Annotated in this window: 24 protein-coding genes; 5 read left to right on the top strand and 19 right to left on the bottom strand. The window is 38.3% G+C overall.

The features are described 5' to 3' along the window. Positions 1-135: 135 nt before the first annotated feature. Positions 136-1,515, top strand: coding sequence for a prephenate-dependent tRNA uridine(34) hydroxylase TrhP (gene trhP, locus AAX15_RS03260; protein WP_046939123.1), 1,380 nt, complete (start codon positions 136-138; stop codon positions 1,513-1,515). 141 nt (positions 1,516-1,656) lie between these two features. Here the strand turns inward: trhP and ruvX are convergent, their stop codons facing one another. The 4 genes from ruvX to fadR all read right to left on the bottom strand — a co-directional run bounded on the left by ruvX (position 1,657) and on the right by fadR (position 4,163). Next, positions 1,657-2,082 (bottom strand): Holliday junction resolvase RuvX, encoded by a 426-nt coding sequence (ruvX, locus tag AAX15_RS03255; RefSeq protein WP_046939122.1) that lies wholly within the window; start codon positions 2,080-2,082, stop codon positions 1,657-1,659. Next, complete coding sequence (locus AAX15_RS03250) at positions 2,082-2,642, bottom strand: YqgE/AlgH family protein (RefSeq protein WP_046939121.1); 561 nt, start codon at positions 2,640-2,642, stop codon at positions 2,082-2,084. The genes ruvX and AAX15_RS03250 overlap by 1 nt, the downstream gene beginning before the upstream one ends. Beyond that, positions 2,639-3,376 carry a 16S rRNA (uracil(1498)-N(3))-methyltransferase gene (rsmE, locus tag AAX15_RS03245; RefSeq protein WP_046939120.1) on the bottom strand — a complete coding sequence of 246 codons (738 nt, stop codon included), beginning with the start codon at positions 3,374-3,376 and terminating at the stop codon, positions 2,639-2,641. The genes AAX15_RS03250 and rsmE overlap by 4 nt, the downstream gene beginning before the upstream one ends. Positions 3,377-3,437: 61 nt before the next feature. After that, a complete protein-coding gene (gene fadR, locus AAX15_RS03240; protein WP_046939119.1) occupies positions 3,438-4,163 on the bottom strand; it encodes a fatty acid metabolism transcriptional regulator FadR in 726 nt (241 codons plus the stop codon). Between the two features lie 125 nt (positions 4,164-4,288). Here fadR and nhaB point away from each other — a divergent pair, with 125 nt between their 5' ends. Both nhaB and dsbB read left to right on the top strand, forming a co-directional pair. Further along, positions 4,289-5,833 (top strand): Na(+)/H(+) antiporter NhaB, encoded by a 1,545-nt coding sequence (gene nhaB, locus AAX15_RS03235; protein ID WP_046939118.1) that lies wholly within the window; start codon positions 4,289-4,291, stop codon positions 5,831-5,833. Positions 5,834-5,842: 9 nt separating this feature from the next. Further along, positions 5,843-6,376 carry a disulfide bond formation protein DsbB gene (gene dsbB / locus AAX15_RS03230; RefSeq protein WP_009500889.1) on the top strand — a complete coding sequence of 178 codons (534 nt, stop codon included), beginning with the start codon at positions 5,843-5,845 and terminating at the stop codon, positions 6,374-6,376. Positions 6,377-6,422: 46 nt separating this feature from the next. On the opposite strand, the gene AAX15_RS03225 is transcribed toward dsbB, so the two are convergent. The 14 genes from AAX15_RS03225 to proC all read right to left on the bottom strand — a co-directional run bounded on the left by AAX15_RS03225 (position 6,423) and on the right by proC (position 21,167). Further along, positions 6,423-6,905: a surface-adhesin E family protein gene (locus AAX15_RS03225; protein WP_046939117.1), complete on the bottom strand. Its 483-nt coding sequence runs from the start codon at positions 6,903-6,905 to the stop codon at positions 6,423-6,425. A gap of 31 nt (positions 6,906-6,936) precedes the next feature. Beyond that, positions 6,937-7,677 carry a pyruvate formate lyase 1-activating protein gene (gene pflA / locus AAX15_RS03220; protein ID WP_046939153.1) on the bottom strand — a complete coding sequence of 247 codons (741 nt, stop codon included), beginning with the start codon at positions 7,675-7,677 and terminating at the stop codon, positions 6,937-6,939. 13 nt (positions 7,678-7,690) lie between these two features. After that, the gene (locus tag AAX15_RS03215; RefSeq protein ID WP_046939116.1) at positions 7,691-8,572 is read right to left on the bottom strand and encodes a hypothetical protein; all 882 of its coding nucleotides are present in this window, start codon (positions 8,570-8,572) and stop codon (positions 7,691-7,693) included. A 212-nt stretch (positions 8,573-8,784) separates the two neighbouring features. Then, positions 8,785-9,075 carry a putative quinol monooxygenase gene (locus AAX15_RS03210; RefSeq protein WP_005636456.1) on the bottom strand — a complete coding sequence of 97 codons (291 nt, stop codon included), beginning with the start codon at positions 9,073-9,075 and terminating at the stop codon, positions 8,785-8,787. 82 nt (positions 9,076-9,157) lie between these two features. Then, the gene (gene pflB / locus AAX15_RS03205) at positions 9,158-11,470 is read right to left on the bottom strand and encodes a formate C-acetyltransferase (protein ID WP_046939115.1); all 2,313 of its coding nucleotides are present in this window, start codon (positions 11,468-11,470) and stop codon (positions 9,158-9,160) included. 48 nt (positions 11,471-11,518) lie between these two features. Continuing rightward, entirely contained in the window at positions 11,519-12,373 is an 855-nt protein-coding gene (gene focA, locus AAX15_RS03200; RefSeq protein ID WP_046939114.1) for a formate transporter FocA, read from the bottom strand. Positions 12,374-12,657: 284 nt separating this feature from the next. After that, positions 12,658-13,839, bottom strand: a complete 1,182-nt coding sequence (locus AAX15_RS03195; protein WP_046939113.1) for a glutathionylspermidine synthase family protein — start codon at positions 13,837-13,839, stop codon at positions 12,658-12,660. Continuing rightward, on the bottom strand, positions 13,840-14,421 hold the full coding sequence (locus AAX15_RS03190; protein ID WP_046939112.1) for a DUF1190 domain-containing protein: 582 nt from the start codon (positions 14,419-14,421) through the stop codon (positions 13,840-13,842). Positions 14,422-14,433: 12 nt separating this feature from the next. Continuing rightward, the gene (locus AAX15_RS03185) at positions 14,434-14,853 is read right to left on the bottom strand and encodes a DUF2251 domain-containing protein (RefSeq protein ID WP_046939111.1); all 420 of its coding nucleotides are present in this window, start codon (positions 14,851-14,853) and stop codon (positions 14,434-14,436) included. Positions 14,854-14,936: 83 nt separating this feature from the next. Then, entirely contained in the window at positions 14,937-16,247 is a 1,311-nt protein-coding gene (gene eno / locus AAX15_RS03180; protein WP_046939110.1) for a phosphopyruvate hydratase, read from the bottom strand. Positions 16,248-16,437: 190 nt separating this feature from the next. Continuing rightward, complete coding sequence (pyrG, locus tag AAX15_RS03175; RefSeq protein ID WP_046939109.1) at positions 16,438-18,075, bottom strand: glutamine hydrolyzing CTP synthase; 1,638 nt, start codon at positions 18,073-18,075, stop codon at positions 16,438-16,440. A 186-nt stretch (positions 18,076-18,261) separates the two neighbouring features. After that, positions 18,262-19,155: a site-specific tyrosine recombinase XerD gene (gene xerD / locus AAX15_RS03170; protein WP_046939108.1), complete on the bottom strand. Its 894-nt coding sequence runs from the start codon at positions 19,153-19,155 to the stop codon at positions 18,262-18,264. A 30-nt stretch (positions 19,156-19,185) separates the two neighbouring features. Beyond that, the gene (locus AAX15_RS03165) at positions 19,186-20,352 is read right to left on the bottom strand and encodes a 3-phenylpropionate MFS transporter (RefSeq protein ID WP_046939107.1); all 1,167 of its coding nucleotides are present in this window, start codon (positions 20,350-20,352) and stop codon (positions 19,186-19,188) included. Beyond that, complete coding sequence (proC, locus tag AAX15_RS03160) at positions 20,352-21,167, bottom strand: pyrroline-5-carboxylate reductase (protein ID WP_046939106.1); 816 nt, start codon at positions 21,165-21,167, stop codon at positions 20,352-20,354. Before proC ends, AAX15_RS03165 begins: the two co-directional genes overlap by 1 nt. A 65-nt stretch (positions 21,168-21,232) precedes the next feature. On the opposite strand from proC, the gene rdgC reads away from it, so the two are divergent. Beyond that, positions 21,233-22,141: a recombination-associated protein RdgC gene (gene rdgC / locus AAX15_RS03155; RefSeq protein ID WP_046939105.1), complete on the top strand. Its 909-nt coding sequence runs from the start codon at positions 21,233-21,235 to the stop codon at positions 22,139-22,141. A 118-nt stretch (positions 22,142-22,259) separates the two neighbouring features. On the opposite strand, the gene srmB is transcribed toward rdgC, so the two are convergent. Further along, positions 22,260-23,585 (bottom strand): ATP-dependent RNA helicase SrmB, encoded by a 1,326-nt coding sequence (srmB, locus tag AAX15_RS03150; protein WP_046939104.1) that lies wholly within the window; start codon positions 23,583-23,585, stop codon positions 22,260-22,262. A 69-nt stretch (positions 23,586-23,654) separates the two neighbouring features. Here srmB and AAX15_RS03145 point away from each other — a divergent pair, with 69 nt between their 5' ends. Beyond that, the gene (locus AAX15_RS03145) at positions 23,655-24,353 is read left to right on the top strand and encodes a tRNA1(Val) (adenine(37)-N6)-methyltransferase (protein WP_046939103.1); all 699 of its coding nucleotides are present in this window, start codon (positions 23,655-23,657) and stop codon (positions 24,351-24,353) included. Positions 24,354-24,376 lie beyond the last annotated feature (23 nt).

The raw sequence follows: 24,376 nt of genomic DNA, 5'->3' as shown, positions 1-24,376 counted from the left end.
AACAACATAAACTGAATTTCTAATTAGGATTTGACCGCACTTTCCTTTACAAGCCAAATATTTTCTCTACAATACTCCACCTAATGATTTGCCTAGCGCAAATCCCTGACCTGAAATCAGACAAAAGAGAATATTATGACAACCCAATTCAAACCAGAATTACTTTCCCCTGCTGGCTCTCTCAAAAATATGCGCTATGCTTTTGCCTATGGTGCAGATGCCGTTTATGCAGGCCAACCACGTTACAGCTTACGTGTGCGTAACAATGAATTTAATCATGCCAATTTAAAAATCGGGATCGATGAAGCCCATGCACTTGGCAAAAAATTCTATGTAGTGGTGAACATTGCACCGCATAACTCCAAACTCAAAACCTTTATCAAAGATTTACAACCTGTGATCGACATGGACCCTGATGCCTTAATTATGTCTGACCCAGGCTTAATTATGTTGGTACGTGAAAACTTCCCAGATATTGATATTCACCTTTCTGTACAAGCAAATGCCGTAAACTGGGCAACGGTAAAATTCTGGAAACAAATGGGGTTAACTCGTGTGATTTTATCGCGTGAATTGTCCATTGAAGAGATCGCAGAAATTCGCCAACACGTACCCGATATCGAACTCGAAATTTTCGTACATGGTGCGTTATGTATGGCATATTCTGGCCGTTGCTTGCTTTCTGGCTATATCAACAAACGCGACCCAAACCAAGGCACGTGTACCAATGCTTGCCGTTGGGAATACAAAATGGAAGAAGGCACCACGGATGACGTGGGCAACATCGTACCTAAAATCGATCCCGCTCAACAAATTGAAGTAAAAAATGTAGCGCCAACTTTGGGCGAAGGTGCGGTAACAGATAAAGTATTCCTTTATACCGAATCACAAAAGCCAGATGAACAAATGACCGCTTTTGAAGATGAGCACGGCACCTACTTTATGAACTCAAAAGATCTGCGTGCCGTACAACACGTAGAAAAATTGACCGCACTTGGTGTGCATTCTTTAAAAATCGAAGGCCGTACTAAATCCTTCTATTACTGCGCAAGAACCGCTCAAGTTTACCGCAAAGCCATTGATGATGCAGCTGCTGGCAAACCATTTGATGAAAGCTTAATGGATACGTTGGAGTCCCTTGCACATCGTGGTTATACCGAAGGTTTCTTACGTCGTCATACGCACGATGAATACCAAAATTACGAATACGGTTATTCTATTTCTGATCGTCAACAGTTTGTCGGTGAATTTACTGGTAAACGTAACGAACAAGGTATGGCTGAAGTGGCAGTGAAGAATAAATTCTTACTTGGTGATGATGTAGAAATGATGACACCTCAAGGTAATATCAATTTCAAAATTGAAAAAATGATAAATCGTAAAAATGAAGCGGTTGATGCAGCACTAGGTGATGGGCATTTTGTGTTCTTAGACGTACCACAAGATATCAACTTAGACTATACTTTACTAATGCGTAATTTAGTCAATAGCAATACAAGAAATCCACATAATTAAATGACAAAAATTATTTGTTAAAAAAATGTTGCATTTTTGTATTTTATTATTATAATACGCCACATACCTGATTTGTTAATTCAACAACTCATAGTATGACTCCAAATATTTTTGCCCTTTCAGCTTTTGAAAGGGCTTTTTTTATTCCGAATATTCTGCAACCTCAAACCAACTTTCTAGAATCAAACAAGCAGAGATCCCATCTACTTTGCTTTTTTTTAAGGCACGAAAACCGCCTCTGTCAAAAATTTCACTGCGCGCCTCTGTTGTTGTTAGACGTTCATCTTGCAACTGAACATTAACGGCAAAACGCCCTTGTAAACGATTTGCAAATTTACGAGCACGCAAAGTGAGTTCTTGCTCTGTTCCGTCCATATTTAAAGGCAAACCAACTACGACAACATCTGGTTTCCATTCTTTCAAGCATTTTTCGATTGCATCCCAGTTTGGAATACCATCTTGTGCCTTAAAAGCAGGCAAGACTTGTGCGGTGCCAGTAATACTTTGTCCTACAGCACAGCCAATACTTTTGGTACCAAAATCAAAAGCAAGTGCAGTAATCCCCATTAGCTATGCCCCACTTGTGCAAACACAAAATTATGTGGGTGAATACCAAGCAATTGATTCGCCGCAACATAACGCTCATCATAAGGCATATCAAATAAAATCTGATCGTTCGCAGTCGCGACTAACCAAGCATTATCAGTGATTTCTTTTTCTAATTGCCCCGCCTCCCAGCTAGAGCACCCAAGAGCGATAAGATATTTTTCTGGTGCAAGTTCAGAACCTATCGTCTCTATCACATCAGCAGAGGTTGTCATTGAAAGAGCATCCGTGATTTTATAAGTATGCTGGAATTCATTAGGTGTATTCTTATGTAGAATAAAACCTCTTTCACTATGCATAGGACCACCCGCTACCACCATTTCATTGCTAAAAGTGCGGTCATTTTTCATCATAAAATTGAGTTTTGAATAAAGTTCCGCAATACTTAAATCAGTTGGCTGATTAATCACTAACCCCATCGAGCCTTGCTCATTATGCTCACACATAAACACCACAGTACGATTAAAATAATCGTCTAAGTGTGGCATCGCGATCAAAAATTTCCCTTGTAACTCCATCATTCACCTAAATCTCCAAAACAAATTTGTAGCGCACTAATCGCCGCAAGCGATGCAGTTTCAGTACGCAAAACACGCTTTCCTAATAAAATTTCAGTAAATCCTTGCTGTTCAGTTTGTTCAATTTCTTGTGCAGATAATCCACCTTCTGAGCCAATTAATAAGCGAACACCTTCAACAGGAATATTCGGTAACGTTTTAATCGAATATTGCGCGCGTGGATGCAAATTCAATTTTAGCGCTCCATCATTTTCTACACACCAATCTTGCAATTTCATCAGTGGACGAATCTCTGGCACAATATTGCGGCCACACTGTTCACAAGCAGCAATCGCAATTTTTTGCCATTGTTGAATTTTTTTATCCATGCGTTCGCCATCAAGCTTTACGCCACAGCGTTCTGACCATAATGGCGTAATCACATTCACACCCAATTCCACCGATTTTTGAATGGTAAATTCCATTCGCTCTCCGCGAGAAATCACTTGTCCCAAATGAATTTTTAAATTGGATTCTTTATCCGCAAGCTCACGCCCCAAAATTGCTACCTTTACCGCTTTTTTATTCGACTCAATAATTTTGGCTGGATAAATATGATTAGAACCATCAAAAAGCTCGATTTGCTCGCCCTCTATCATTCTTAACACGCGCCCTACATGGTTTGCCGCGTCTTCGGAAAGCTGACATTGAGTTTGATTCTCAAGGGATTCAGGATGATAAATTCTTGGTATGCGCATAATGTTTATCTATATTAATGAAAAAGTGCGGTTAAACTTCACCGCACTTTTGATGTTGAAATTAATCCGAAAGGTTCTGCGGCAATCGCTCTAGAATAGCTTTCCAATAAGTTGAAGAACGTAAATTATGTTTACGAATACAATCCACCACTGCATCAGCATTTCCGGCAAGGCAAATTTGTTGCATTTCTAAATAGAATGTTTTTGTAAGTTCTCGATGTTTTTCTTCTTTAAAAAATAAAAAACCAATTCGTTGGTAAACCCCTTTCAAACTATTAAAAATTAAACGATAAAAGGGCTTATTAGCCACTACGGTAAATTGACGAAATAATTTATAATCAAATTCTGTGTAACCTTGCGCCGTATTTTGTAATTGATCTAATTCAGTAAAAAGTGCGGCAGATTGTTGAGGAGAATTTTTTACTGCCTCATAAATATAAGATTCAGACATTTTACTGCGTAAAGACAACATATTATCAATAATCAAGGGTGCTGACTGCATATCTAAACCGATTAGCGTTTCAATAATATTCGGCCCTGCTGTGTCCCAAATATTATTTACTTTTGTGGGTTTACCGTGCTGAATTGTCAACCAACCATCACGAGCCAAACGTTGTAAAACTTCACGTAAAGTTGTACGCGTTACACCAATCTTATCAGCCAAATCACGCTCTGAGGGTAAATTGCTGCCCGCAGGGAAAACATCTTGCCAAATGCTTTTCACTATATATTCTTCAGCTAAAGCGGCGGGGCTTTGGGCTTTCAAAATGTCATTATCATGTTGCATATATTAAAAAAATCAGATAAAAATCAAAAAAAATGCAATTTTATAAAAAAATTACTCACTTTTTATTATCCTTTAAAGGGGGATATATTACAATGTTAGCGCAATAAAAAATAATGGAGTGCTCTATGACAAACACACAAGCCTTTATGAAAAACTTTCTTGGAGCGAGCCCAGATTGGTACAAGCTCGCCATTGTCGTTTTTCTCATTGTTAATCCAATTATTTTCTTTTTTATCAGTCCCTTTCTTGCGGGTTGGTTGCTCGTTGCTGAATTCATTTTTACGTTAGCAATGGCATTAAAATGCTATCCGTTACAACCTGGTGGCTTATTAGCAATTGAAGCTATTATTATAGGGATGACTAATGTAGAACACGTAAAGACGGAAATTATGGCAAACTTTGAAGTCGTATTGCTATTAATGTTCATGGTGGCAGGGATTTTCTTCATGAAACAACTGCTTCTTTACGTATTCACGAAACTACTTGTCAAAATTCGTTCAAAAATCGCACTTTCTTTAGCTTTCTGTTTTAGCGCAGCCTTCTTATCAGCCTTCCTTGATGCATTAACGGTTGTTGCCGTAATTATCAGCGTAGCAATGGGATTCTATGGTGTTTACCACAAAGTCGCATCAGGTAATAATTTAATTGATGTCGTTGATATTGCTGATGATGGAAAAATTGCAACACAACACCACGAAACCTTAGAAAAATTCCGTTCATTCTTACGTAGTTTGATGATGCATGCTGGCGTCGGAACCGCACTTGGTGGCGTAATGACAATGGTAGGTGAACCACAAAACTTAATCATTGCCGAACAAGCCAAATGGAACTTTATCGAATTTTTCTTCCGTATGGCGCCAGTTACTGTTCCAGTATTTATCTGCGGATTGCTCACTTGCTTCTTAGTCGAAAAATTCAAATTATTCGGTTATGGTGAAAAATTACCTGAAGACGTATGGAAAATCCTGTCAGATTTAGACCGCACTAATTCAGAGAAAATGTCTAAACAAGACAAAATTAAATTAGGCGTCCAAGCGTTAATCGCAATTTGGTTAATTCTTGGATTGGCGTTTCATCTTGCGGCAGTAGGCTTAATTGGTTTAAGTATCATCATTTTTGCAACTGCATTCACTGGTGTGACTGACGAGCACACTATCGGTAAAGCATTCCAAGAATCCTTACCTTTCACTGCATTGCTCGTGGTATTCTTCTCAGTGGTTGCCGTAATTATTGATCAAAAACTTTTTGCGCCAATCATTCACTTCGTTCTGTCTTCAGAAGAAAATACACAGCTTGCCTTATTCTATGTATTTAACGGCTTGCTTTCTTCTATCTCTGATAACGTATTCGTCGCAACGGTTTACATCAATGAAGCCAAAGCAGCATTAACGAATGGCGTAATTGCTCCGCACCAATTTGAATTACTCTCTGTTGCAATCAATACAGGTACAAACTTGCCATCAGTAGCAACACCAAATGGACAAGCTGCATTCTTATTCTTATTGACTTCATCTCTAGCACCATTAATTCGTCTTTCTTACGGAAGAATGGTTTATATGGCTTTACCTTACACGATTATACTTTCACTCATTGGTTTACTAGCTATTGAATTTATCTTACCAGCCGCCACTATTTGGCTAGCAAGTTTAGGCTTAATTTTGCCAATCTAAGGAGAAGAAATGCTCGCACTTTTAAAACGATTTTCTGAAAAACGTTCTGCATGGTTCCTGCTGGCATTCTCAAGTTTAGCACTAGAATCTACCGCACTTTACTTCCAATATGGAATGGGATTACAACCTTGCGTACTTTGCGTGTATGAACGTTTAGCAATAATTGGGTTATTTATTGCGGGCATTATCGGTTTACTTCAACCTCGCGCTTTAATCATTCGATTAATCGCTTTGGCATTAGGCTTATTTAGTAGCATTAAGGGATTATTGGTTTCATTCCGTCATCTTGATTTACAAATGAATCCAGCCCCTTGGAAACAATGTGAATTTATTCCAAACTTTCCTGAAACTTTACCGTTTCACCAATGGTTTCCATTTATGTTTAGCCCGACCGGCTCTTGTAACGAAAGTCAATGGTCATTATTTGGTGTGACGATGGTGCAATGGTTGGTATTTATTTTTGCAGTATATGTGATAATTCTTGCTTTATTATTAATAGTGCAAGTAGTCAAAACACGAAAACAAAGAAGAATATTTAATTAAAAAAATACGGTGAAATTTCACCGTATTTTTTATTTGCTAGATTTTGTTATTTTTTATCTGAAGGTTGTGCTCTACCATAATTCGCACAAATAATCTGAGCAGCATTATAAAGCGTTGTATCAGGTGTTAAACTTAACGTATGTTTCTTTTGCTTTTTAGGTGCTGCACGCAAACCCTGTCCCCAAAACTCATCATAGAAATCAGTTCGTACTTGAGTTAAATGATAATTTGCACAATTCAAAATCTTGTACTGACGAACAGAACGTGCATAACGTTTAGGCTCCGGATAAACATACAATCCCTTATCTAAATTCACCACTGCATCAAAATGCACAATTTGTGGCTCTTGATTATCCACCCAGATCGACTCACTATCGATGTAATAATTTACATTCTTCACCAAACGTACATATCCGCTGCGCACATCAGTCGGCGGTGTCAGCTTCACATCACTTTGTTCTGCCTTTTGAGTTTGAGCAGAGCAAGCGCTAAGCAACCCAAATGATAATATTAAAATCAGTTTTTTCATTATTCACTCCTTATGTTAGCTGACATTCATTCTAAAATTTCACAGTGTGCCCGTAACCTTCTAGGATTGTTTTAATATGCTCTAACGATTCTTTGGTAGGCGGTAATACATCTTCAAGCTCATAATCTAACCCAAGAGTCTTCCATTTATGCGCACCTAATCGATGATAAGGAAGAAGTTCAACTTTTTCAATATTGGTCATACCTTCAATAAACTGACCTAATAAATGCACATCGTGATCGCTATCAGTATAACCAGGAACCACGACATAACGAATCCATGTACGTTGATTACGTTTTTGCAAATATTTTGCAAATTCAAGGGTACGTTTATTTGGTACTCCAATAAGATTTTGATGAACGTGATCATTAAGCTCTTTTAAATCGAGTAAAACAAGATCTGTTACATCTAATAATTCATCAATAATATGATCATAATGACGCACAAAACCATTTGTATCCAAGCAAGTATTAATCCCTTCTGCTTTACAAGCACGGAACCAATCACGCACAAACTCAGCTTGTAACACAGCCTCACCACCAGATGCCGTGACACCACCGCCAGTAGCATTCATAAAATGGCGATAAGTCACGACTTCTTTCATTAAATCTTCGACACTGATTTCTTTACCACCTTCAAGATCCCAAGTATCACGATTGTGGCAATATTTGCAGCGCATCAAGCAGCCTTGCATAAATAAAATAAAACGAATACCTGGCCCATCTACAGTGCCACAGGATTCAAAAGAGTGAATTCTTCCTAAAACAGACATGACATCTCCAATATTATCTACATGACTCATTAATAAATTTGTTTTCTTTTATTATATAGAGAGAAACAGAATCTTTATCTATAAAAGCCAATAATGCATTTTCTTTTTTTCCATAACTATCTAATAATAAATTACACCTATTTGGTATTTCATTGTATGAGGTAACCAATAGAAGTTCCCTAATTTCTTTACTATCTCCATTTTCAGACAAAATGAATTGTATTCGGTCAAAGACAATCCAAGTTAAATATATATTATTACCTAAAATTGCCAAAAATATAAAAAAACTTAATAAACGAAACAAACTAATAAAATATTTTTTTAAAATAATAAAGTAAGAATATATAAATAAAATATTCATTAAAAAAATAATAAACACAAACTGAAGAATTAAACAAATAGAGAGCACTACATTTTGAAAATAAGGGAAATACTCAGAGGAATACCCTACAATACCAATAATTGTTGTATTTATACTAGCCCCAACAAAAGACTTTACCATAGGAAAAAAAACAACAGCAACAAGAATTGTTATTAATTTATTTAATAATGAAATATTTTTATTTAAATTAATTTTCTCACCAAATCTCCTTACCTTAACCAGTAAAACCTGAAAAATATAAAAGGATGATAAAAACAACAATATTGCAGGAGTCAATATATCTAGAATTTCATTGCTAATATTTAGCTCATGTGGAATAAATAATAATGAACTAATATAAGGAAGATGAAACCTATACTCATACCAGAATAGTGTAGGTATTAGTATTAAGAAAGGAATAAATGAGGATGGCCTTTTTCTCAATATACATAGTAAATTTTCTAAATTTTGAGAACCATAATCATGCATCCACAAACTAAGCAAAGCAAAGAATACTATAATACCTAATATCACTTTATATTGCCCTCAATAAAAACAAAATAATGAAAATCCTCAAATCATTTACCATGCCACAAGATTCAAAAGAGTGAATTCGTCCAAGAACTGACATACATAAATTTCCTAAAACTAGACATAGCTAAATTTTACCAAAGATTTAGTTTATAAAAAATGAGCCTGATTTAAATCAGGCTCATTATTAAGATATATTTATCAAAGTGCGGTCATTATTCGCTGACTTTTTGAAAGGTTTGCACCACTGGCGCTTGTTCACAATACTCGACCAATACAGGTACAATTGAGGTAAAGTGTGGCGTTGCAAAATGTTGTTCTAAGTCAGCTTTGCTTTTCCATTGCTCAATGAAAACATAATGATTAGCCTGCTCGCTATTTTGTTGTAATTCATAAGATACGCATCCTGTTTCTTGACGAGTATGCTTAATTAATTCTTGGCATTGAGTTAGAAAATCATTAATTTTGTCCGCTTTTACTGAAAATTGGGCAATAACTGTTAGCATAATTTGCTCTCCTATATATAAAAATAAACCACTCACAAAACTAGTCTGTGAGTGGTTTATATTAAAACATAATATTATTTACTTAGAAAGACTCAGTAAATGTACGAGTTACGACGTCTTGTTGCTGCTCTTTAGTTAAAGAGTTGAAACGTACTGCGTAACCAGATACACGGATGGTTAATTGTGGATATTTATCCGGATTTTCCATTGCATCTAACAACATTTCGCGGTTTAACACGTTCACGTTTAAGTGTTGGCCACCTTCAACTGTTGCTTCGTGGTGGAAATAACCATCCATTAAGCCAGCAAGGTTGCGACGTTGTGCTTCTGCATCTTTACCTAACGCATTTGGTACGATTGAGAAGGTATAAGAAATACCATCTTTCGCATAAGCAAATGGAAGTTTAGCCACAGAAGTTAATGATGCTACCGCACCTTTTTGGTCACGACCATGCATTGGGTTCGCACCTGGTCCGAATGGCGCACCAGCACGACGGCCATCTGGGGTGTTACCAGTTTTCTTACCATAAACCACGTTAGAAGTAATGGTTAATACAGATTGTGTAGGCACTGCATTGCGGTAAGTTTTAAGTTTTTGAATTTTCTTCATGAAACGTTCAACTAAGTCACAAGCGATGTCATCAACACGGTTATCGTTGTTACCATATTGTGGATATTCACCTTCGATTTCAAAGTCGATTGCTACGTTAGTTGCAACAACATTGCCATCTTTATCTTTGATGTCGCCACGAACTGGTTTAACTTTCGCATATTTGATTGCTGAAAGTGAGTCAGCCGCAACAGAAAGACCTGCGATACCACAAGCCATGGTACGGTATACATCACGATCATGTAATGCCATTAATGCTGCTTCGTATGAATATTTATCGTGCATATAGTGGATTACGTTTAAGGCAGTCACATATTGTTTTGCCAACCAATCCATAAAGCTGTCCATACGGGTCATGACTGTGTCGAAATTTAACACTTCATCAGTGATTGGTGCAGTTTTCGGACCTACTTGCATACCTAATTTTTCATCGATACCGCCGTTGATTGCGTATAACAATGTTTTCGCTAAGTTTGCACGCGCACCGAAGAATTGCATTTGTTTACCCACAACCATTGGTGATACACAACATGCGATTGCGTAGTCATCATTGTTGAAGTCTGGACGCATTAAATCATCGTTTTCGTATTGAACTGATGAGGTATCAATCGATACTTTCGCACAGAAACGTTTGAAGTTTTCAGGTAATTGTTCAGACCAAAGAATGGTTAAGTTTGGTTCTGGAGAAGTACCCATGTTGTAAAGAGTGTGTAAAATACGGAATGTATTTTTGGTTACTAATGTACGACCATCTAACCCCATACCCGCGATGGTTTCAGTCGCCCACATTGGGTCGCCTGAGAATAATTGATCGTATTCAGGCGTACGTAAGAAACGAACCATACGGAGTTTCATGACTAAGTGGTCAACTAATTCTTGCGCTTCAGTTTCAGTAATTTTTCCTGCTTTTAAATCACGCTCGATGTACACGTCAATAAACGTTGCAGTACGACCGAATGACATAGCAGCACCATTTTGTGATTTGATTGCAGCAAGATAAGCAAAGTACATCCATTGAATTGCTTCTTGAGCATTAGTTGCTGGGTTAGAAATATCATAACCATAGCTTGCTGCCATTTGTTTTAATTGGCCTAATGCACGGTGTTGTTCTGCGATTTCTTCACGTAAACGAATTGTTGCTTCAAGATTTACGCCATCTTCTAAATCTTTTTGTAAAGAAGAGAATTGTGCGTATTTATCTTTCATTAAGAAATCTACACCATAAAGCGCTACACGACGGTAGTCACCGATGATACGGCCACGACCATAAGCATCAGGAAGACCGGTTAATACACCTGATTTGCGGCAACGTAAAATGTCTGGCGTATAAACATCGAATACACCTTGGTTGTGGGTTTTACGATATTCAGTGAAGATTTTTTTCACTTCAGGATCTAATTCACGACCGTAAATTTTGCATGACCCTTCCACCATTTTAATACCACCAAATGGCATAATGGCACGTTTTAAAGGTTCATCAGTTTGAAGACCAACGATTTTTTCTAAGTCTTTGTTAATATAACCTGGTGCGTGAGAAGTAATTGTTGAAGGCGTATGCTCGTCAAAATCTAATGGTGCATGTGTGCGGTTTTCAACTTTGATTCCTTCCATTACGGTCTCCCAAAGTTTTGTTGTCGCTTCAGTTGGACCTGCTAAGAAAGAATCATCACCTTCATATGGGGTGTAGTTTTTTTGGATAAAGTCACGTACATTGACATTTTCTTGCCAATCACCACCAGTAAAACCAGCCCACGCCAATTTTTGCGCTTCATTAAGTTCTGACATAGTCATTTCCTTTGTTAATTAATAAATAAGTAAATAAATCTTTAATCTTTAATGCGTTTTGGTTAAATAACGTTGGAATACCCCCATGCAAATTGCCCCGCCGACAATATTTCCCAACGTTACGGGAATTAAATTCTTCACAATGAAATGATACAAATCTAAATCTGCGTATTTCATCGGATCAACGCCGATTTGTTGCCAAAATTCAGGAGTACTAAAATGTGCGGTAATAATTCCCATCGGAATCATAAACATATTAGCCACACAGTGTTCAAATCCTGACGCAACAAACAAACCAATCGGCATAATCATAATAAAAGCTTTGTCTGTAACAGTCTTACCAGAATAAGACATCCAAATCGCCACACACACCATAATGTTGCATAAAATACCTAGATTAAATGCTTCAAACCACGTGTGATGAATTTTATGTTGGGCGGTTGCAAGAATTGTTAAACCCCATTGGCCATTTGCTGCCATGGTTTGCCCCCCAAACCAAATCACTGCAGCAATAAATAAACCGCCCACAAAGTTGCCTAAATATACTACAATCCAATTTCGGATCATTTGCGTTGTGGTTATCTTACCACTAACACGGGCAACGAATGTTAAAGTAGAAGAGGTGAATAATTCAGATCCTAATATCACCACCATAATCACACCTAATGAGAAAACTAACCCACCCACTAATTTGGTCAGCCCCCAAGGTGCTCCGGCACTAGCAGCTTGTGTCGTCGTGTAAAATACAAAAGCTAAAGCAATACAAGCTCCAGCACTAATGCCAGACATAAACGATAAAAATGGACGTTTATTTGCTTTATAAGTAGCTGTACTTTCTGCATAATCCGTTGCTTCAACAGGTGTGAGCGCAACAGAAGACAGTTTTTGAATTTCTGATGCCATAATCAAACTCCAAATATTAAAAAATTTGATGAAAATTTAATACTTCTAATATGTTTACAACTTCAAATACTTCTACCACCGAGGACATTTTACTCTTTTAATTTTTCATTTCAAAGAAATGCTACGATTTATTCTAACAAAATTTGATATTTTGCAAGATTTTTTCAGATAAAATAACCATAACTCTTTAGTAATAGTTTTTAGGTAAAAAATAACCGCACTTTTATCAAAAAAGACAAAAGTGCGGTTAGTTTTCTGATTATTTTAGCAATACTCAGGACCCATTAAGGTACAAAATAATGAGGTATAAAATGGCTATCATTTCCTGTCACTGCAGTAAAATCTTCGCGTAATCCCATACCACAAGCCACATCACCCACAACCCAAGAGCCGATAATTGGATACATTCCATCAAAACTCGGCAATTCAAATTTTTGTTGATAAACATAACCTGAATTAGCATAAAACGTAGAGTGTTCGCTTCCTTTCGCTGCAAATTCTACGCCATGGTTTTTCTCATAATAGAAGACATTGGCACCTTCTCGACCTAACAACGGTTTTTTCACCCACATTGATAAATCTTTTGGTAATTCGAAGGGCGTAAAATAAGCTGGCAATAAATTCGGATGATTAGGATAACGCGCCCAAAGTTTTGCCAATAGTGCTTTATTACTTAACAGCATTTTCCAGGCTGGTTCAATAAATCGTGTTTCAGCCGTTGTAATATGGCGAGCAAACTCAGCGTGGCTTAGCCATTCCAGTGGATACAATTTAAATAACATTTCAATAGGCTGATCATTTAAATCTACAAATTTTTTTGTTTCGCTGTTGTAGCCAATATCCTCTACCGCTAATTGATGAATATTCCAACCCGCGTTATAAGCCACATCAGCTAAATAATCCACATTAGCCCAATCTTCACGGCCAGCATCTTGCATGGCACTCAAATGGAAATCTGTTTTGCCACTTTGTTGTTTCAAAAATTGGAAATGTTTTATTAATTCTTCATGAATCCAGTTAAATTGATCACGATGTTTTAAGCCCTCAATTTGCTCCAACCACTGCCATTGAACAACCGCAGCCTCCAACAAGGATGTTGGCGTATCGGCGTTATATTCAAACATTTTTAGGTTGTCACCATCATAGCCAAAATCAAAGCGTCCATATAAATAAGGATCTTGATTACGCCAAGAGGTTTCAATAAGCTGTTTTTGCAACTCCGTAAAACGATAATTTTCATAATCGCCTTTTTTAATTTCATCCGCCGCAAAATCTAAACACATTGAATGTAATTCGTTAGTTGTATCCTCAATGCGATCAATTTCCGCTAAGGTAAATTCATAGGCAACATTATCAGACCAATAATGAGATCCATCACTAGAAGGCAAGTTATAATAATCAAATCCAACATTAAGTAGCTGTTGCACCATATCTGGTCGAGTAGGAAACCCTGTTACACGTTTCATTTAGCCCCCACTGCTACGATTAGTATTATTTGGGCTACTAAAACCACCGCGAGATACAGGTTTGCTATTCATGCTTCCTGCATTTCCTTTCACAAGCATTGGTTTTCCGACAGAACGATTTGTTTGCGGTTGCACAACTTGCCCTGTTGGCGTGGTGACAGCTCGATTTCCAGGATGATAACTTGGGCCAAGGAAACTACTAATTGCACGTGCTGCCATATACCCCATAACGCCACCAGCAATCGCAGCCCCTAAAGAAGGATCGGTACTTTCAGCTTTTGCAGTTGATTCAGCATTGTTCTCGCTTTGATTAGCTTGCACATTATTTTCAGCTGAATTTTTTACCTCACTTTCTGAATTACCATTATCACGAATATTTAAACCAAGCCCCTGCTGTGGTGTGGTTTCAGTTTTCTGAGTACTCTCGGTATTTTTATCTGCCTCACAAAGCTCAATTTTTTTCCAATCCGCTAAACAATCGTCTAAAGACTGATATACATCGCGTTGTACTTGTTCTTCTGAACAGCCTCCTAATAAGGCCACAATAGATAAGCTAACTAAAATCTGATTTTTCTTTTTCATTGTTCTCAATTTTTATCGAATGGTTTTCACGCCTAGCCACTGCTCGGCCTGTTTATTAGTAATTTCTTCACGAGTCCACATGCTCATTAAATCTGGTTGTGGATATTTATTGCTGTTATAGCCGATTAAACGGGCAAAATCAAATACGGCATGAGGATAGCCATTAATAAGCAACAAGGCTAAGTAACCACTCTCATCCCAACAAATTTCAAGTTTGCGAGCCTCATGATGATTAGAAGTTGAATCAACATTATACACGTGCAACACATCCACTATCGGTTGAGCATTTTGACGCATATCAAGCGCATAAAAATAGCCTGTTTCGCCGTCATCTTCAAACATTACAGCAAAATGTTCAAACACTGTAGAATGCGTCCCTACTTGCTTTGGCGTTCCTAAAAAGAGTTCGTCCTCTAAAGTTAAATGTAACATTCCCTTTCCTTTAAATATTAGATATAAAAACACCGCACTTTTATACAAAGTGCGGTGAGATTTTACAGTAAATTCAGTGTGAATTACGCTTGACCTTTAACCGCTTTTAAGCCAGGGAATGCTGCTGGAGTGCCAGCGCGTTCTAATGCTTCTTCGATACGGATTAATTGGTTGTATTTCGCAATACGGTCAGAACGGCTCATAGAACCAGTTTTGATTTGACCTGCTGCTGTACCAACCGCTAAATCAGCGATAGTTGCATCTTCGGTTTCACCTGAACGGTGAGAGATAACCGCTGTGTAACCTGCATCTTTAGCCATTTTGATTGCAGCTAAAGTTTCAGTTAAAGAACCGATTTGGTTGAATTTGATTAAGATAGAGTTTGCGATACCTTTTTCGATACCTTCTTTTAAGATTTTGGTGTTAGTTACGAATAAGTCGTCGCCCACTAATTGAACGCGGTCGCCTAACACTTTAGTTTGGTATGCAAAACCTTCCCAGTCAGATTCATCTTGACCATCTTCGATAGACACGATTGGGTATTGTTTAGTTAATTCTTCAAGATAGTGTGTGAACTCTTGAGAAGTGAATGAACGGCCTTCGCCTTTCATTTCGTATTTGCCAGTTTCTTTGTTGTAGAACTCAGAAGATGCGCAGTCCATCGCTAAAGTTACGTCTTTACCTAATACGTAACCTGCTTTTTCTACCGCTTCTTTGATACATGCTAAAGCGTCAGCGTTAGATGCTAGGTTAGGCGCGAAACCACCTTCGTCACCAACAGCAGTGCTCATGCCTTTAGCTTTTAATACTTTAGCAAGGTTGTGGAATACTTCAGCACCGATACGAAGTGCTTCATGTAATGTTTTCGCACCAACTGGTTGAATCATAAATTCTTGGATATCAACGTTGTTGTCTGCGTGTTCACCACCGTTGATGATATTCATCATTGGTAATGGCATAGAGTAAACGCCTGGTGTGCCGTTTAATTCTGCAATGTAAGCGTAAAGAGGTAAACCTTTAGACGCTGCAGCGGCTTTTGCATTTGCTAAAGATACCGCTAAGATTGCGTTTGCACCAAAGTTAGATTTGTTTTCGGTTCCGTCTAAATCGATCATGATTTGGTCGATTTCAGCTTGGTTAGACGCATCTTTACCAAGAATTGCTTCAGCAATTGGGCCATTTACTGCTGCTACAGCTTTTAATACGCCTTTACCTAAGAAACGAGATTTGTCACCATCACGTAATTCTAATGCTTCGCGAGAACCAGTTGATGCACCAGATGGTGCTGCTGCTAAACCAACAAAACCACCTTCAAGATGAACTTCAGCTTCAACAGTTGGATTACCGCGTGAGTCGATGATTTCGCGACCAATCACTTTAACGATTTTTGCCATTTTTATTTTCCTCAATTAAGTTAATTAAAACGGGTTAGGCGAGCCTAAAACAGGCGATATGATAAAGCTATTTTGAGATTTTGTCTTGTAAAAAATGCGTATGCTTTGATCTTTATCTATTTTTACAAAATAAAAGAGCGGTGAAAAAATTTGTCGTTTCTCACCGCTCTTTTTACTCTAATTTAATCCATTACTTCACAGATTGTTTGTGATTTTCATAGGCTGCTTTTACAAAACCTGCAAACAACGGATGACCATCACGAGGTGTAGAAGTAAATTCTGGATGGAATTGGCAAGCGACAAACCAAGGATGATTTGGTACTTCAATAATTTCTACCAATTTTTTATCTGCAGATAAACCTGTTACTTTCAATCCTGCTTTTTCAATTTGTGGAAGCAAGGTATTGTTCACCTCATAGCGATGACGATGACGTTCTTCAATGGTTTCTTTGCCATAAAGCTCACGAGCGCGACTACCTGACACCAAATGACATTGTTGTGCACCTAAACGCATTGTTCCGCCAAGATCAGATTCATCGGTACGCACTTCTGTATTTCCATCCGCATCTTGCCATTCCGTGATTAATGCAACCACGGGTTGTTCACAATCTTTATCAAATTCAGATGAATTTGCTTTAGTTAAACCCGCTACATTACGTGCATATTCAATCAATGCGATCTGCATACCTAAGCAAATGCCCAAGTAAGGAATTTTGTTTTCACGTGCATATTGTGCGGTACGAATTTTACCCTCCACACCACGATAACCAAATCCACCTGGAACAAGAATTCCATCAACGCCTTTTAATACTTCAACACCTTTGGTTTCAACATCTTGGGAATCAATATATTTAATGTTTACACTTAAACGATTCGTTAAACCTGCGTGTTTCAACGCTTCATTTACAGATTTATAGGCGTCTGGTAATTCAGTATATTTACCTACCATTCCAATGGTCACTTCTCCCACTGGATTTGCTTGTTTATAAAGCACTTGTTCCCATTCAGAAAGATCTGCTTCAGGGCAAGTTAAACGAAAACGATCACAAACGAAATCATCTAAACCTTGAGATTTTAATAATGCGGGGATTTGATAAATCGAATTTACATCTTTTAACGAAATGACTGCACGCTCTTGTACGTTACAGAATAAAGCAATTTTTGCACGTTCATTTGGTGGAATCATACGATCTGAACGGCAAATCAACACATCAGGTTGAATACCAATAGAAAGTAATTCTTTTACAGAATGTTGGGTTGGTTTAGTTTTTACTTCCCCCGCTGTTGGAATGTACGGCACTAAGGTTAAGTGCATAAATAACGTATGTTCACGACCAACTTGAACGGCTAATTGACGTAATGCTTCTAAGAATGGAAGTGATTCAATATCCCCAACAGTGCCGCCCACTTCAACAATCACAACGTCGTGACCTTGAGCACCAGCAATAACGCGATCTTTAATTTCATTGGTGATATGTGGAATAACTTGAATTGTTGCACCAAGATAATCGCCACGACGCTCTTTACGCAATACTTCAGAATAAATTTTACCTGTAGTGAAGTTATTACGTTTAGTCATTTTCGTGCGAATAAAACGCTCATAGTGACCTAAGTCCAAATCAGTTTCTGCGCCATCTTGTGTAACGAAAACTTCCCCATGCTGGGTTGGGCTCATCGTACCTGGATCCACATTAATATATGGATCCAATTTCATAATGGTTACATTTAAACCACGAGCTTCTAAAATTGCCGCCAATGATGCTGCCGCAATGCCTTTACCTAACGATGAAACCACACCGCCAGTGACGAAAATATAATTTGTAGCCATAGGGAACCTAATCTGTATTGGGATATAAATGATTATAGCTAATCATCTTACAGACAAAATCAACCAAAAGTGCGGTCAAAAATCGAAGATAACTAGCTATCAAAGACGGGACGGTAGTTTACCTGATTTGATTAATGAACTCAATTAGAAAACCACAATTAGCATGTAAAGCCTTGTTAGACTTATCTATCCTCTAGGATGAAATCTTTCATGTAATCGTTTCAATCTCTCTTTTGCCACATGAGTATAAATCTGTGTTGTGGATAAATCTGTATGCCCTAGCAACATTTGCACCACGCGTAAATCCGCACCGTGATTTACTAAATGGGTGGCAAAAGCATGGCGAAGAACGTGAGGGGAAAGTGCATCAGCATCAATATCCGCGAGAATGGCATAATGTTTTACACGATGCCAGAAAGTTTGACGAGTCATTTGCTGTGCACGCTGACTTGGAAACACAACATCAGAACTCTGACCATTTAATAGAACAGGGCGACCATAAAGTATAAATTGATGAACCCAATAGGCAGCCTCTTCTCCCATTGGCACAATACGCTCTTTATTCCCTTTACCAATCACTCGCACCACGCCTTGTTGCACGCTCATGTTTTCAATCGTAAGCGAAACTAACTCCGTTACACGAAGTCCCGTTGCATAAAGCAATTCTAACATTGCTTTATCACGCAGCTCCAAAGGCACTTCCACATCTGGCGTATTGAGCAAATCTGACACTTGTTGCTCAGTTAAATATTTTGGTAGGCGACTGGGTAATTTAGGCGAACTTAGCACCGCACTTGGATCATCCACTCGGTATTTTTCCCGATATAAATATTGGAAAAGTTTACGAATCGCACTTAACATTCGCGCAGTGCTCGTGGCTTTGTAACCTTTCTCCAAGCGCTCACCTAGAAAACCTTGCAAATCAACAGCATCTAAGGTTTCCAAAGACAAGTCGTTTTTATCCAACCAATCACAAAGTGCGGTTAAATCCAAACGATAAGATTGAACGGTATTTTCTGAAAGCCCTTTTTCAATCCAATATTCGTTAAGAAACAAATCAATGAGCGCTAGATTTTTCATATTACTTTTCTACAAGGAAAGCGATGCGTCCTATTTATGCTGAACAATCAAAAAAGCATTTAACTTGCGTGGAATCACAAAAAATGCTGCCGCCGCAATAATACTCATAAATACAAATGTCATCGCTGGCGACGTTGGATAAATCATACCTGCAATCGCAGTGAAAATAGCAATGAGCACCCCATTCGATAAACCATTATACAAACCTTGTAACTTCGCAATATGGCTTTGCGGCTGGGTGGTGATATAGCGAACAATCGCATAATGGCACACGGCATAAGTTAAACTGTGCATAAGTTGCAATAAGAATATCAACCAAAAATCTTCAATATATCCCATTACAGCCCAGCGTCCAATGCACGCAAGCGCAGAAATATAAAGCAGCATACTAATAGAAATATTTTGAAATAAGCGACGAGAAAAGAAAAATAATACAATTTCCGCTAATACGCCAATGCCCCAAAGTAAGCTCGTTTGAGAAACGGAGATCCCAATACTTGTCCAATAAATCGTGCTATAAACATAATAAGCCGCATGAGAGCCTTGAATGAGCCCTACTGCTATCATGACTCGCAATGTAATGGGATTTTTCAGTAAAGCAATAAAACCAACATCATTTGGAGCGCCACCTTCAGGTATTTCATCTTTTGGGGGAATAGTTGGTTTTAAAAGCTGAATGATGGTATAGAAAGATAAAAGTGCGGTTAAAATCCACACGATATTTTGCTCACCAACCCAGCCAATCATGCCACCAAACACCACTACGCCAAGAATAAAGGCAGAAGAGCCAATTAAACGCACTTTGCCATAATCCAAGCCGATTTGGCGTTGCCAAGTGGATGCCAACGAATCCCCAATCGGCATTCCCGCTGAATTCACAGAGGCATATAAACCGATAGCAATAAATAACAGCCAAAAATTATGTGCAACTAAACTCATAGCCGCCATAATAATGGCCGATGCTAACGCCAATAGACGTAAGGAACTAATAATATGATTGGCTTTTTTAATTAGCGATGAAAAAAATAATCCGCCCGCAAATCGGAAAATATAAGCACTCCCGATAACTAAACCAATCATTTCTTCACCATATTGTTGTGATTTCAACCATGCGGGGAAAAATGGCAAAAATACGCCATAAGCGCAGTAGTAACCTAGAAAGCTCAGTGCGAGCCAATAAAAAGGACGAACTTGCATCAGAATAAAGTTTCCATTTCTTGTGAACGAGACAAACAAGCCTGCATAGCTTGCTCTATTGTTTGATTAAAATGTTGAGCGTCAAATACCGCTAACGCTGCCGCAGTGGTGCCACCTTTCGAGGTAACATTTTCACGCAAAGTTGAAAGTGCAATTTGCGGATTTTCTGCCACCATTTTTGCTGCACCAAGCATGGATTGCTGCACTAATTCACGCGCAGTTTTTTCATCAATATTCATTTTGATTAAGGCTTGCTGCATCGCTTCCAGCATCAAAAAGAAATAGGCTGGACTACTTCCTGACGCGGCGGTTACTGCGTGCATTTGAGTTTCATCATCCACCCAAACCGTTCTTCCCACAGCGCCCAATAAATCTTGTGCAAAAGTGCGGTAATTTTCACTCGTATTTTTCGGTGCAAATAACCCCGCCATGCCTTCCCCCACCAATGCCGGCGTATTTGGCATGACACGCACTATCGCTTTTATACTTGGAATTAATACGTTCAAACGTTCAGTTGAAATACCCGCAGCAATGGAAATTAACAATTTATCGGAAAAATCCACCGCACTTAGTGGCGAACAAACATCAGCCATCATTTGAGGTTTTACCGCAAGCAACACAACTTCCGCTTTGATTACGCTTTCCACATTATTTTCTGAAGTTGCCACGCCAATATTGGCAAAAAATGCTCTTTTTTCCTCATTCGGATCATTCACAATAATTTGCTCGGCAGGATAACCTTGTTTCAATAATCCAAGAATAATAGCCTGCGCCATATTGCCGCCGCCAATAAAGGCAATCAATTTGTGTTGCATCGTTTTTCCTACTTTTATGGGCTATAATGCAGCACATTCTACCCTATATTGAAGGAAGTGTTACGATGTGGTTCAAAAATTTAATGACTTATAGACTGACGAAACCGCTAGATTGGGATCTTGCACCGCTACAAACTCAACTGGAAGATTGTCAATTCCACCCTTGCGGTGCTCAAGATCAAAGTAAATTTGGATGGTCAGCCCCATTAAGAGGTTCTGATTTACTCTATTTTTCTGTTGGAAAACAAATTCTATTAATCGCCAAAAAAGAAGAAAAAATCTTGCCGGCAAATGTAGTCAAACGTGAATTAGATGAACGCATTGAAAGTCTTGAACAAAAAGAAAATCGCAAACTTAAAAAGGTAGAAAAACAGACATTAAAAGATGATGTTGTTATGAATTTATTGCCTCGTGCATTTAGTAAAAATCAGCATACGGCACTGTGGATTGATACGGAAAATAATCTTGTTCATGTTGATGCCGCATCGAGTAAACGCGCGGAAGATGCGCTCGCATTACTGCGCAAATCCTTAGGTTCGCTTCCTGTCGTGCCTTTAACCTTTGCTAATGAACCCAGCACGATTTTAACCAATTGGATCCTTCAAGATAGCTTACCGCATTGGTTACTTGCATTAGAAGAAGCCGAGCTTCGTGGCAGTCAGGAAGACAGCGTTATCCGTTGTAAAAAACAACCCTTAGAAAATGAAGAAATTCTCGCCCTTCTGCAAGATGGCAAAAAAGTAGTAAGTAAATTAGCCTTAGAATGGGAAGATACCTTAACTTTCATTTTTAACGAGGATTGCACCCTCAAACGTTTAAAATTTGCAGATAGTGTACGGGAAAAAAATGATGATATTCTGAAAGAAGATTTTGCACAGCGTTTCGATGCAGATTTTGTACTGATGACCGGTATTTTAGCCAAACTAACCGAAAATTTATTAGATGAATTTGGTGGCGAAAAAACTAGACTATAAAATCATATTATAAATTTACCGCACTTTTGCTTGAACAATGTTTGCCTAGAAAGAGGTCAAATTAAGCATAGACAAAAAGCCTTTCCAAAATCTTAGGAAAGGCTTTCTTATCATTAAATTATTGTTCAGTATTTGAGTTGCTTGGCTTACGTCGTTTTCCGATATTTTTCGTATCCTTATGACGTAATTTCACTTTTTTCTTCGCCTCTGTTTTTTTCTTTTCTTCACGTTTTTCTTTAATACGAGCCTTTTGTTTTTTGCTTACAGATTTCACTTCCCCCTCTTTTGGCGGCTTAGTGCGAGGTTCTAAACCTTCTAAAATGCGTGCCTTTAAAATTTCCTCGGTATAGCGTTTGATTTTACCAAGTAACTTGTAATCATGGGCTTCGACAAAAGAGACTGCCGTGCCCTTTTTACCTGCTCGTGCTGTACGTCCAATTCGATGCAAATAAGTATCCGCACTATACGGTAAATCAAAATTCATAACATGGCTTACATCGTCAATATCAATACCACGCGCAGCTACATCGGTTGCAACCAATACCGTCACAATACCTGATTTCAACTTATCAATCGCATTGTTACGTTGAGTTTGTGCCATTTCACCTTCTAAATACGCGGAACGAATGCCTCGTTTACGCAATGTTTCAGAAAGTTCACGCGCATCTTCACGACGGCGAACAAACACTATTCCACGCGTCACTTCTTCAGTTTCAATAAAACGCGCAAGCAATTTGATTTTGTGTTCATTACTGTCTGCGTGGTAATACCATTGATTGATTTTTTTTCTTTCTCGACGACTTGGTTCCGCATCTACTTTCACAGGATCATTCAACAAACGATCCGCGAAATCGACCAATAGCTCTCCTTCTAAGGTTGCAGAAAACAATAAGGTTTGTTTCCGCCAACGGGTTTCAGCCGCAATTTTTTCTGCATCTTGCCCAAATCCCATTTGTAACATTCTATCGGCTTCGTCAAAAATCAATATTTCAACTGAACGGCAATCAAAATTTTCTTCCTTAATGTATTGCAATAAACGACCTGGCGTAGCCACCACCAAATCTTGATTAGTGTTGAACACATCACCGTGATTTTGATACGCCACACCACCTGTAATTGTCGCAATATTTAAATGGGTGAACTGCGCTAATTCTTCCGCTTGTTCTGCCACTTGCATTGCCAATTCACGGGTTGGCGTTAAGACCAAAATACGCGGTGGGCCCGGTTTACGGCGTGGATAATCCAATAAATGTTGTAGCGCAGGTAATAAAAAAGCAGCAGTTTTCCCTGTTCCCGTTGGTGCAGAGCCTAATACATCACGCTCTTCCATTGCGGCAGGAATGGCTTCCATTTGAATAGCTGTTGGGCGGGAATAACCTTTTTTCTCTAGTGCCTTTAAAAGTTCAGGAGAAAGATCGAATTGTTCAAATTGGGATAAATTCATTATTGTGCGGTTCTTTGTTAAAATTAGTGGGGATTATACCTGAAAGTGCGGTCAATTTACGAAAAATTTATGAGCGGATTTACCTTTAAACAATTCCATATCAATCAAGATTCTTGTGCCATGAAAGTCGGCACTGATGGCATTTTGTTAGGTGCTTGGGCAGATGTAAAATATTGTAAAAATATTTTAGATATGGGCAGTGGCACAGGATTGTTAGCTTTAATGTTGGCGCAACGAACAAAAGAAAACTGCCAAATTCAAGCGGTTGAGTTGGATCCCATTGCAGCAAAACAAGCACAAGAAAACATCAATAATTCAGTGTGGAAAAATCGTATCCAACTTATTCAAACAGATATACAACATTTTTTACAAACCACTGAACAAACCTTTGATTTAATTGTGGCAAATCCACCTTATTTTGAACAAGGTATTGCCTGCAAAAATGAGGAAAGAGAATTGGCTCGTTATACCAAGCAAAGCCACTTAAATTGGTTAGAATGGGCAGCCACACGCTTATCGGAAAATGGGAGAATAAGTTTTGTTTTGCCTTATGATGCGGGGAAAACGCTCATAAAATCCACCACACTTTTTTGTATCAAACAGACGAATGTCATTACTAAAGTAGGAAAAACGCCCCAAAGAATGCTACTTACCTTTGCCAAACAGCCAGAAGTTTTAATGCAAGATCAATTAGTGATTTATGATGAGGATAACCAATACACTGAAGCGTTTATTGAATTGACTAAAGACTTTTATTTGAAATTTTAAAGGGGAGAAAATTCTCCCCTTGA

It is taken from the genome of Haemophilus haemolyticus (assembly GCF_001008275.1).
GTDB lineage: Bacteria > Pseudomonadota > Gammaproteobacteria > Enterobacterales > Pasteurellaceae > Haemophilus > Haemophilus haemolyticus_P.
The sequence above is the reverse complement of the archived record's forward strand: the minus strand, read 5'-3'. Positions and strand labels throughout refer to the sequence as shown.